This window comes from Mucilaginibacter sp. P4_E8 (assembly GCF_056401495.1).
On sequence record NZ_JBFUJG010000353.1, the window covers coordinates 1 to 1,678 of the forward strand.

The window sequence follows — 1,678 nt, forward strand, 5'->3', positions numbered from 1 at the left end:
GTATCGCTATTGTTCCAGTAAATGCTAAGGGACTCAAAATCACGACGATTTGCTTCGTCATTATTTAAGTACTGCTGAAATTCTTCGCTTTCCTCTGGGCTGATGTCATTGGTTAATTTTTTACTAACCAGTTCTATAAATCTATCATTGCCCATTTTAATATTTCATGCTTTTTATAGAAGGACAACTTTTTTTGATAAATTACCTACAAGTTTATAAAAAATAGTTGTAAAATACCTAAAAAAATACTTAAAGCCTTGAAAATATTGGTTTTATGCGCCTGGTCAGTAAGTTTATTATAGTTGCTTAATACAACACTTAATTTCTTAATGGCCCTAAATAGTTGTGTTTGAACGGTACGGGGGGATATGTTTAAAATTTCGGCTACTTCTTTATATTTCATTCCATCCTCCTTGATTAGCCGAAACACAATGCGGCATTGCTGAGGAAGTGCTGTAATGGCCTTATCCATCCTGAAAATCAATTCTTTATTTTCAATTTCCTTTTGAGGATTATAAGTGTTTACAAATTCAACGGAATTGGTTTCATCAATCTGTACCAGATGTATGCTGGAGTATTTTTTGATATGATTGAGGGACTGGTTCTTTACAGCTACAAAAAGGTAAGTTTCCGGATTGAGGATCTCGGTTAAGGTTTTACGGTTTAACCAACATTTAACAAATACATCCGAAACTATTTCTTCGGCAATTTCTTTTTGGTTTACGTACAAAACGCAAAACTTAACCAGGGAGTTATTTAACAGATGGAAAAAAAGTTCAAAAGCTTTTTCGTCGTCATTGTTGCAAATGAGCTTCCACAAATTTAATGTATCAACTTTTCGATCTCTCAAGGCCGGGGTATTTAATTTAAACCTTAATTTTAATGTAACAATAATAACACATTAAATGATAAAATGGAAATTTTATAGGCTAAGTTTGAATATTTATTAAAATATTTTAAAAAGTGTGTAGGCAATACACTACCAAATATTGTCAGTTATTATAAATTAGCGGCTAAATGAAAAAGACCCTTACCCTACTTGTTTTAAGCTTGTATTGCACCATTTTAATGGCACAAAAGCACAATGTTTCCAAACAATATGTCCCACCTGGCGATTCGCTGGTTGAAAAAAAAATAACAGAATGGCAGGACTTAAAGTTCGGGCTTTTTATGCACTGGGGAACCTACAGCCAGTGGGGTGTAGTTGAAAGCTGGAGTATTTGCCCCGAGGATGAGGGATGGACACAACGCAAAGGACCTTATGGCGCTACCTATAATGGTTACAAAGCGGCATATGAAAATCTGCAGACCACTTTTAACCCGGTAAAGTTTAACCCCGAAAAATGGGTTAAGGCAGCAAAGGATGCCGGGATGAAATATGTAATATTTACCACCAAGCACCACGATGGTTTTTGCATGTTTGATACAAAAGAAACTGATTATAAAATTACCAGTACCAAAACTCCTTTTTCAAGCAATCCCAGAAGTAATGTTACTAAAGAGATATTTAATGCTTTCAGAAAGGAAAACTTCATGGTAGGCGCTTATTTCTCCAAACCTGATTGGCATACCGAAAATTACTGGTGGACTTATTTTCCACCAAAAGACCGTAATGTGAACTATGACCCTGCGAAATATCCAGAACGCTGGCAAAAATTTAAGGATTTTACTTATAACC

2 protein-coding genes are annotated in these 1,678 nt (G+C 35.0%); one reads left to right on the forward strand and one right to left on the reverse strand.

Features of this window, described 5'->3' with window-relative positions; translation table 11 throughout:
* Window positions 1–205: 205 nt before the first annotated feature.
* Window positions 206–850 (reverse strand): RNA polymerase sigma-70 factor, encoded by a 645-nt coding sequence (locus tag AC1DRQ_RS31295; RefSeq protein WP_477430010.1) that lies wholly within the window; start codon window positions 848–850, stop codon window positions 206–208.
* A gap of 167 nt (window positions 851–1,017) precedes the next feature.
* On the opposite strand from AC1DRQ_RS31295, the gene AC1DRQ_RS31300 reads away from it, so the two are divergent.
* Window positions 1,018–1,678: alpha-L-fucosidase (locus AC1DRQ_RS31300; RefSeq protein ID WP_477430012.1), on the forward strand; the 661-nt coding region annotated here is incomplete at its 3' end.